The sequence below is a fragment of the Mycobacterium sp. E1214 genome (genome assembly GCF_001666755.1).
GTDB lineage: Bacteria > Actinomycetota > Actinomycetes > Mycobacteriales > Mycobacteriaceae > Mycobacterium.
Genome location: NZ_LZJC01000055.1, coordinates 1 through 9,255 on the forward strand (window position 1 = coordinate 1; position 9,255 = coordinate 9,255).

General features: G+C 70.6%; 8 protein-coding genes and 1 pseudogene. 5 read left to right on the top strand and 4 right to left on the bottom strand.

The window, feature by feature from the left end; genetic code table 11:
• Positions 1–94: 94 nt before the first annotated feature.
• Entirely contained in the window at positions 95–934 is an 840-nt protein-coding gene (locus A5700_RS06885) for a dienelactone hydrolase family protein (protein WP_068067478.1), read from the bottom strand.
• 51 nt (positions 935–985) lie between these two features.
• Complete coding sequence (locus A5700_RS06890; RefSeq protein WP_068067481.1) at positions 986–1,189, bottom strand: Rv1535 family protein; 204 nt, start codon at positions 1,187–1,189, stop codon at positions 986–988.
• Positions 1,190–1,700: 511 nt separating this feature from the next.
• Between A5700_RS06890 and glmS the strand changes: the two genes are divergently transcribed.
• Both glmS and A5700_RS06900 read left to right on the top strand, forming a co-directional pair.
• Positions 1,701–3,575 carry a glutamine--fructose-6-phosphate transaminase (isomerizing) gene (gene glmS, locus A5700_RS06895; RefSeq protein WP_068204574.1) on the top strand — a complete coding sequence of 625 codons (1,875 nt, stop codon included), beginning with the start codon at positions 1,701–1,703 and terminating at the stop codon, positions 3,573–3,575.
• A 66-nt stretch (positions 3,576–3,641) separates the two neighbouring features.
• Positions 3,642–4,319 (top strand): rhomboid-like protein, encoded by a 678-nt coding sequence (locus A5700_RS06900; protein WP_068073320.1) that lies wholly within the window; start codon positions 3,642–3,644, stop codon positions 4,317–4,319.
• On the opposite strand, the gene A5700_RS06905 is transcribed toward A5700_RS06900, so the two are convergent.
• Positions 4,316–5,242: an SAM-dependent methyltransferase gene (locus A5700_RS06905; protein ID WP_068073318.1), complete on the bottom strand. Its 927-nt coding sequence runs from the start codon at positions 5,240–5,242 to the stop codon at positions 4,316–4,318. The genes A5700_RS06900 and A5700_RS06905 overlap by 4 nt on opposite strands.
• 88 nt (positions 5,243–5,330) lie before the next feature.
• Between A5700_RS06905 and A5700_RS06910 the strand changes: the two genes are divergently transcribed.
• From A5700_RS06910 to A5700_RS06920, 3 genes are all read left to right on the top strand, one after another.
• Complete coding sequence (locus A5700_RS06910; RefSeq protein WP_068073316.1) at positions 5,331–6,758, top strand: NAD(P)H-hydrate dehydratase; 1,428 nt, start codon at positions 5,331–5,333, stop codon at positions 6,756–6,758.
• A 64-nt stretch (positions 6,759–6,822) separates the two neighbouring features.
• Entirely contained in the window at positions 6,823–8,187 is a 1,365-nt protein-coding gene (locus tag A5700_RS06915) for a glutamate decarboxylase (protein ID WP_156671111.1), read from the top strand.
• Between the two features lie 78 nt (positions 8,188–8,265).
• Positions 8,266–8,868, top strand: coding sequence for a sensor domain-containing protein (locus A5700_RS06920; RefSeq protein ID WP_068073312.1), 603 nt, complete (start codon positions 8,266–8,268; stop codon positions 8,866–8,868).
• A 176-nt stretch (positions 8,869–9,044) separates the two neighbouring features.
• On the opposite strand, the pseudogene A5700_RS27385 reads toward A5700_RS06920, so the two are convergent.
• Positions 9,045–9,255 (bottom strand): annotated as a pseudogene (locus tag A5700_RS27385) (alanine racemase); the annotation flags it as partial.

Genomic DNA, 9,255 nt, shown 5'->3' on the forward strand with positions numbered 1-9,255 from the left:
CCCCGCGGCACCCCCAGCGCACGAAGCGTCGACGCCCTGCGAGATCGCGGCCGATCAGCTGCCGCAGGCGGGCCAGTGACGTCCCGGGCGGCCCCTACTTCAGCAGCGCGACGATCTTGTCTTCCAGCGGGGCCGGCACGGCCTCGGGATCGAGCGGGTCGGTCCCGGGCAACTGCTCCTCAGGATCGGCGAAGGCGCGATACGTCTTGTCGCCGGCCAGCGTGTACAGCAGGTACCCGGTCAGCAACGCCCGCACCGATCGCTGCGTGCGCCGGTGCTGGCCGCCGAGCCCGAGCACCTGCGTCAGCCGCCGGCCCTCGGCGAGCCCGTCGGGCCGGGCCTTGCTGACCACGCGCAGCGCGGCGGCGTCCCAAGCCTTGTTCAGCGTCAACGCGTTGGAGTTCAGGGTGGTCGCGTCGCCCGGGCCGGTCAGCAGCAGGCCCGGCACCTTGAGCGAGGCGGCGGGCTGTTCGGCCGGGGGGCTGGTGACGGTGGGGAAGATCGCGGCCACCGCGGCGGGTTTGGCCGGCATGCCGGCCGCGGCGAACACGGCGGCCGAGCCGCCGAAACCGTGCCCCAGCACGCCCAGCTTGGCCGGGTGAACGCTGATCTTGCCGGGCCCGAGGCGCACACCCGAGACGATGTCGAGGGCGGTGCCCAGATCGAAGGCGAAGTTGAGCACCGAGGGGGCCAGGCCGCGCTGGGTGTCGGGCGCACCCGCGACGATGCCCCAGGACGCGAGGTGTTCGAGGAGGCCCGCGTAGCGCGCGGCACCGGTGAGCCAGTCGTGGCCGAACGCCACGCCCGGCAAGTTGAGTCCCGCCTCCGGCGTGTACACCACCCCCGGCAGGCCGGCAAAGGCGAGATCTCCCCGCAAAACTCGGTGCGGGCCACGGCGATGCAGGGCGGCGACGAGCTTGCGGATGCGGGCCACGCGTCGACGTTAGCGCATCGCGCGGGCGCGCTGTGCAGGCAGAACCGGCCTCTAGACCCGCACCTCGATGACGCCCAGGCGCCACAGCACCGCATACATCTGGCGCATCGGAACGGTGAGCAGCCGGGTGGCCGCGCTCATCAGCGGGTCACCGCCGTCGGCCGACGCCTTCTCGCGCCGCGGCGGCGCGGGTTGGGCGCGCGCGGCCGGCGCTTGCGGCGCGGGTGCCGCGTTGTCATGCAGGGCTGCGGTCATCGTTCTCCCCTCCCAGGCGACGCGCGGCGGGCCGTTGGGCGAAAGGCCCCCGAGCGCGAAATCGAGATCGGCAACTATTAACGTTTTTCTGGCCGGGCGTTCACCGTTGCGGCGAATTCACTGTCGGTTCCGAATTGTCGTTGCGGCCTATTGGTGGCCGACTCCGCGGGCGCGTCGAGTGACAAGCCGTGGTGTCGGTTGTCGTTGCGCGCCAACGTTCTCGATGCGGCTCGTGTGGTGTGACCTATGTTGTCTTCTCACTGTAAAAGTGTGACCAGCGGTAGCGGTGGCGCGATTGAAAACGTCACAAATACATCAGGTGAAAAACGGACCTTTTCTATGAAATGGGCATGAACTCGGCGATTCAGCGAAATGGCGTCGCGGATGCGCCCACGAGGTCCACCGGGCGCGACCCTGTCGGGGCCTTTCTCAGGCCCTTCGCGCAGGTGGGCAGCCTCACCCTGGCGCCGGATCACCGGGTTAGGGGGCGGCCTGCACTACCCTGGTGAGAATGTGCGGAATCGTCGGCTATGTCGGGCAGCAGCCTGCCTGCAAGGTCGTGATGGACGCGCTGCGCCGGATGGAGTACCGCGGTTACGACTCGTCGGGAGTCGCGCTGGTCAACGGCCAGGGTTCGTTGACCGTCAGCCGCCGGGCGGGCCGCCTGGCCAACCTTGAAGAGGCGATCGCCGAGGTGCCGCCTGCCACGCTGGACGGCAGCACCGGGCTCGGCCACACCCGCTGGGCCACCCACGGCCGCCCCACCGACCGCAACGCGCACCCGCACACCGACGCCGCCGGCCGGATCGCGGTCGTCCACAACGGGATCATCGAGAACTACGCGGGCCTACGCCAGGAGTTGGAGGCCCAGGGCGTCGAATTCGCCAGCGACACCGACACCGAGGTCGCGGTGCACCTGGTGGCGCGGGCCTACCGATACGGCGACACCGCCGGCGACTTCCCGGCGTCCGTGCTCGCGGTGCTGCGCCGGCTGGACGGGCACTTCACCCTGGTGTTCGCCAACGCCGACGAGCCCGGCACCATCGTCGCCGCCCGCCGCTCGACGCCGCTGGTCGTAGGCATCGGCGACGGCGAAATGTTCGTCGGCTCGGACGTGGCGGCGTTCATCCCGCACACCCGGGAGGCCGTCGAACTGGGCCAGGATCAGGCGGTGGTGCTCACCGCCGACGGCTTCCGGATCACCGACTTTCACGGCAACGAGGACCTCGCGCCCGGGGCCTACCGCAGGTTCCACATCGACTGGGACCTGGCCGCCGCCGAAAAGGGCGGTTACGAGTACTTCATGCTCAAGGAGATCGCCGAGCAGCCCACCGCGGTCGGCGACACCCTGCTGGGACACTTCGTCGACGGCCGGATCGTCCTGGACGAGCAGCGGCTCTCCGACCAGGAGCTGCGCGAGGTCGACAAGGTGTTCGTGGTCGCCTGTGGCACCGCCTACCACTCCGGGCTGCTCGCCAAGTACGCGATCGAGCACTGGACGCGGCTGCCGGTCGAGGTCGAGCTCGCCAGCGAGTTCCGCTACCGCGACCCGGTGCTGGACCGCAGCACCCTGGTGGTCGCCATCTCGCAGTCGGGGGAGACCGCCGACACCCTGGAGGCGGTCCGCCACGCCAAGGAGCAGAAGGCCAAGGTGCTGGCGATCTGCAACACCAACGGCTCGCAGATCCCGCGCGAGTGCGACGCCGTGCTCTACACCCGGGCCGGCCCGGAGATCGGCGTGGCGTCGACCAAGACGTTCCTGGCGCAGGTCACCGCCAACTACCTGGTGGGCCTGGCGTTGGCGCAGGCCCGCGGCACCAAATACCCCGACGAGGTGGAGCGCGAATACCGGGAACTGGAAGCCATGCCGGACCTGGTGGCGCGGGTGATCGCGTCGATCGAGCCGGTGACCGCGCTGGCCTACCGGTTCGCCCAGTCCTCGACCGTGCTGTTCCTGGGCCGCCACGTCGGCTACCCGGTGGCGCTGGAAGGGGCGCTCAAGCTCAAGGAGCTGGCCTACATGCACGCCGAGGGCTTCGCCGCCGGTGAGCTCAAGCACGGCCCCATCGCGCTGATCGAGGACGATCTGCCGGTCATCGTGGTCATGCCATCCCCGAAGGGGTCGGCCACGCTGCACGCCAAGCTGCTGTCCAACATCCGCGAAATACAGGCCCGCGGCGCCGTCACCATCGTCATCGCCGAGGAGGGCGACGACACCGTACGCCCCTACGCCGACCACCTGATCGAAATTCCTTCCGTCTCAACGCTTTTGCAGCCGCTGCTGTCGACGATCCCGCTGCAGGTGTTCGCGGCGTCGGTCGCCCAGGCCCGCGGCTACGACGTGGACAAGCCGCGCAACCTGGCAAAATCCGTCACAGTCGAGTGACGAAGCGCCGCGCGTGCGAAGGTTGACGGCGTGGCATCTGCATTGGTGAGGTTGCGGCTGCGCCGCATGGGGCTCGCGGTCTGGCACTACGTCAGCGGCGCGCCACTGACCTACGGCTGGCTGCTCGTACTGGTCCTGACGACCATGCTGCAGTACGCGCTGCCCAGCGGCCGGCTGCACACGCTGCTGCTGCACCAGTCCACCAACATCCACGGGCTGGCCCGCGACCCGCTCGACGTGCTGTTCGCCAGCCTGCTGTGGATCGACGGCAAGAACCTGGCGCCGTATCTGCTGCTCTTCAGCCTCTTCTTGGCGCCGGCCGAACACTGGCTCAGGCAATTGCGTTGGCTGTCGGTGGGATTGAGCACCCACATCCTCGCCACCTACATCAGCGAGGGCCTGCTGTATTTCGCCATCGAGGACCGATCGGCGTCCGAGCGGCTGATCTACGCGCGCGACATCGGAGTCAGCTACTTCCTGGTCGGCCTCATGGCCATGCTGACCTACCACATCTCCCGGCCGTGGCGGTGGGGGTACCTGGGAATCCTGTTCGTTATCTTCGGTTTTCCGCTGCTGACCATGGATCGCATCGAACTGAACTTCACCGCGATCGGGCACTTCACGTCCGTGCTGATCGGGCTGTGCTTCTACCCGATGGCCCGCGCGAAACCCGGCGCGCAGCTGGGCCCGGCCCGCCTTCGGGCGATGATGCGGCGGCCCGAGCCACCGCCCGCCCGGCCCTAGGGGCGGCGGGCGGTGACGTACTGTATGCCGGTCGAGGTGTCGGTCTCCTCGTCGGCCCCCGGCGGCAGCGAACGGCCCTGCGCGGCAAGCAACTCCGAGACGCTGCTGGCCTCGGTGGCCCAACCGCGCGCGCTCAGGTAGTCGACCACGTCGTGGCGGTCACCGCCGTACCACAGGTCGGTCATCTCCACGTCGAAGCCGTGCTGGCGCCACTGCTCGGTGATCGCGCGGATCCGCTCGCCCATCAGCTGGATGCCGTCGCCGGCGCCGCGCAGGTTCTCGGTGGCCAGCCAGCTGCCCGCCGGGCTCAACTCAGTGATGTTGTCCAGCAACCGATCCTGGGCATCGGGCGGCAGGAACGGCAGCAGCCCCTCCGCGCTCCACGCGACGGGGGCCGACGGGTCGAACCCGGCCGCCCGCAACGCCGCCGGCCAGTCGTGGCGCAGGTCGATCGGGACGGTGCGCAGGTTCGCGGTCGGCGCCGCACCCAACGCGGCCAGCGTCGTCGTCTTGAAGTCGATCACCGCGGCCTGGTCGACCTCGAAGACCGTCGTCCCGGCCGGCCACGGCAGCCGATACCCGCGGGCGTCCAGGCCCGACGCCAGGATGACCACCTGGCGGACGCCGTCCTGGGCCGCGGCGGCGAAGAAGTCGTCGAAGAACCGGGTGCGGATGCCCATCATGTCGCGCATCCGCTGCATCCCGAAGTCGCTGTTGTCGTCCACCTCGGCGGGATCCAGCTCGCCGCCGGCCAGCCGGGTGAAGAAGTCCACGCCCACCGCGCGCACCAGCGGCTCGGCGAACGGGTCGTCGATCAGCGGTTCGGCGGCCCGGGTGGCCAGCGCCCGGCCCACCGCCACGGCGGTGGCCGTGGCCCCCACGCTGCTCGCCAGATCCCACGTGTCGTCGTCCGTGCGTGCCATCGCCACCCCTCTCGAGCCACCGCGCCCGCCGCCGCCGGCGGGCCGAGCGCGAGGGTACGCCCCGAACGTGACACGTAATGTGACTGCTGTGCGGCACTACTACTCCGTAGACGCGATCCGCCAGGCCGAGGCCCCGCTGCTAGCGAGCCTTCCGGACGGTGCCCTGATGAGGCGGGCCGCCTTCGGCCTGGCCACCGAGATCGCCGGCGAGTTGCGCGCCCGCACGGGCGGCATCGCCGGGCGCCGGGTGTGCGCGATCGTCGGGTCGGGGGACAACGGCGGTGACGCGCTGTGGGCGGCGACGTTGTTGCGCCGGCGCGGCGTGGCCGCCGACGCGGTGCTGCTCAACCCCGAGCGGGCGCACCGAAACGGGTTGGCGGCGTTCCGCAAGGCCGGCGGCCGAATCATCGAAACCGTCTCGCCGGCAACACAACTCGTGCTCGACGGCGTGGTCGGCATCTCCGGGTCCGGGCCGCTGCGCCCCAACGCGGCCGAGGTGTTCGCCGCCGTCGAGGACGCGGGCATCCCCGTCGTGGCGGTGGACAGCCCCAGCGGAATCGACGTGATGACCGGCGCCGCGGCCGGACCGGCGGTGCGCGCCGCGCTGACCGTCACCTTCGGCGGGCTCAAACCGGTACACGCGCTGGCCGAGTGCGGCCGCGTGCGCCTCATCGACATCGGACTCGACCTGCCGCCCACCGACGTGCTCGGCGTCGAGGCCGCCGACGCGGCCGCGCGCTGGCCGGTCCCAGGACCCCACGACGACAAGTACACCCAGGGCGTCACGGGCGTCATGGCCGGCTCGTCGACCTACCCGGGCGCCGCGGTGTTGTGCACCGGCGCCGCGGTCGCGGCGACCTCCGGCATGGTCCGCTACGCCGGCAGCGCGCACCGCGAGGTCCTCGCGCAGTGGCCCGAGGTGATCGCCTCGCCCGCCCCCGCGTCGGCGGGGCGGGTGCAGTCGTGGGTCGTCGGTCCGGGCTTGGGCACCGACGACGTCGGGGCCGCGGCGCTGTGGTTCGCCCTGGAGACCGACCTGCCGGTGGTCGTCGACGCCGACGGCCTGACCATCCTGGCCGCGCACCCCGAGTTGGTGGCCGACCGCGCCGCGCCGACGGTGCTGACGCCGCACGCGGGTGAATTCGCCCGCCTGGCGGGTAGTGCCCCCGGCGATGACCGGATCGGGGCGTGCCGCAAGCTGGCCGACACGTTCGGTGCGACGGTACTGCTCAAGGGGAACGTCACCGTCGTCGCCGATCCCGGTGGCCCGGTCTATCTCAACCCGGCCGGGCAGTCCTGGGCGGCCACCGCCGGGTCCGGCGACGTGCTCTCCGGGATGATCGGCGCGCTGCTCGCGGCGGGGCTGCCGACGGCCGAGGCCGCGGCGACGGCGGCGTTCGTCCACGCCCGGGCGGCGGCCCTGTCGGCGGCCGACCCGGGCCCCGGCGACGCGCCCACCTCGGCGTCGCGCATCGTCCCGCACATCCGCGCCGCCGTGGCGGCGCTGGTGCGCTAGAACCCAGCAGACCCGCACCAGACCCGCACCAGAGAGGAAACCCGGAGTGCCCCAACACCCGTCCATGCCCGCCCACTCGATCGCGCCGGCCTACACCGGCCGCCTGTTCACCGCGCCGGTGCCGGCGCTGCGGTTGCCCGAGGAGTCGATGGACCCCGACGCCGCGTACCGCTTCATCCACGACGAGCTGATGCTCGACGGCAGTTCGCGGCTCAACCTGGCCACGTTTGTCACCACCTGGATGGACCCCGAGGCGTCGCGCCTGATGGCCGAGACCTTCGACAAGAACATGATCGATAAGGACGAGTACCCGGCCACCGCGGCCATCGAGCAGCGGTGCGTGTGCATGGTCGCCGACCTGTTCCACGCGGAGAACCTGCGCGACGACGACCCCTACAGCGCCATCGGGGTGTCGACCATCGGCTCCAGCGAGGCGGTCATGCTCGGTGGGCTGGCGCTGAAGTGGCGGTGGCGCGCCAAGATCGGGAAGGACTGGAAGACCCGCACCCCGAACCTGGTGATGGGGTCCAACGTCCAGGTGGTCTGGGAGAAGTTCTGCCGCTACTTCGACGTCGAACCGCGCTACCTGCCGATGGAGGAGGGGCGCTACGTCATCACCCCCGAGCAGGTCGTCGACGCCGTCGACGAGAACACCATCGGCGTGGTGGGGATTCTGGGCACCACCTACACCGGTGAGCTGGAACCCATCGCCGAGATCTGCGCGGCGCTGGACAAGCTGGCCGCCGACGGCGGCGTGGACGTCCCGGTGCACGTCGACGCCGCCAGCGGCGGGTTCGTGGTGCCCTTCTTGCACCCGGAGCTCAAGTGGGACTTCCGGCTGCCGCGGGTGGTGTCCATCAACGTCAGCGGCCACAAGTACGGGCTGACCTACCCCGGCGTCGGGTTCGTGGTGTGGCGCAGCCAGGAGCACCTTCCCGAAGACCTGGTGTTCCACGTCAACTACCTGGGCGGCGACATGCCGACCTTCACCCTGAACTTCTCCCGGCCCGGCAATCAGGTGGTCGGCCAGTACTACAACTTCCTGCGCCTGGGCCGCGAGGGCTACACGCAGGTCATGCAGGCGCTGTCGTCCACCGCGCGGTGGCTGGGCGAGCAGCTGCGGACCGGTGAACACTGCGAGCTGATCTCCGACGGATCGGCCATCCCGGTGGTCGCGTTCCGGCTCGCCCGTGGGCTGGGCTACACCGAGTTCGACGTCTCCCACGAGCTGCGCGGTTTCGGCTGGCAGGTGCCGGCCTACACCATGCCCGACAACGCCACCGACGTCTCGGTGCTGCGCATCGTGGTGCGCGAGGGCCTGTCCGCCGACCTGGCGCGGGCGCTGCACGACGACGCCCGCACGGCGCTGACCAGCCTGGACAAGCTGAAGCCGGGCGGGCATTACAAGGCCGAGCACTTCGCGCACTGACCGGGCGCTGCGGACGATTCGATGACGTCTAATGGGTTGGTCGGGCGAGCACGCACCTCGTTGGGGATCGGTTGCTGCGTGGCACTCGTCGTGTCAGGTTGCGCCCACGCCACGACGCGCGTCGACACCACCTCGGCGACGCCGTCGGCGGCGCCGGACGACATCAACGGCCTGATCGTTGGCGTTGCCGAGGTGGCACGGACCGCCGGCATCGACGATCTGCGCGCTTCACCGACGAAGCACCAACCCAGCCACTACCCAAAGGCGGGTGCGCCCCCACCGTGTCAGCCGCCGTATCAGGACGATCTTTCGTTCGGCACGGGGTGGACGCAGTATCGGGCGGAAGCGTATGCCGCTTCGATGAGTCCGGGACCCGGCCAAGCGAACGTGATGGCCGACATCTTGCAGTCCGTCGCCGTCTATCCGGATGCCGGCGTGGCACGAGCGCAATTCGATCGAGTGGACTCGTTGCTGAAGGCCTGCGCCGCCTTGGGTGACCCGGATTACGACTACGGGGTCACCAGACCGGACGGCGCGACGCTGTACGGAAGCGCCGGGTCGGTGCCGTTCGGCTATCTGGTGAAGGCAACAGTGCTGGTGAAGGTGGTGGCGCTGGGGCTACCGGACCCCGGGCGGGTGAGGTCGGAAGTCCTCCAGCGCATTGGCGATCGCATCCATTGAGCCGGGAGAGTGCCGGGAGAGTGCCGGGAGAATGCCGGGAGAATAAGGGCCCGCACGGCGCTTCTGGGACAATGGCCGCCGTGGCCGTTACGCCGATTTCCGTGACGCCGGGTGCCCTCGCCGAGGCCCTGGTGGACCTGGGCGCGGTCGCGCACAACGTGCGGGTGTTGCGTGAGCACGCCGGCGGCGCGCAGGGCAAGCGCCTCGTCGATGGTGGCGACCCCGAGCTCCGCCGCGCCCGCGGCCAGCGCCGCGCGAGCCACCGGCCCCGCGCCGTGCCCGTAACCGTCGGCCTTCACGACGGCCATGACCTGCGCGCCGCCGGCGTGCTCACGCAACACCCGCACGTTGTGCGCGACCGCGCCCAGGTCCACCAGGGCCTCGGAG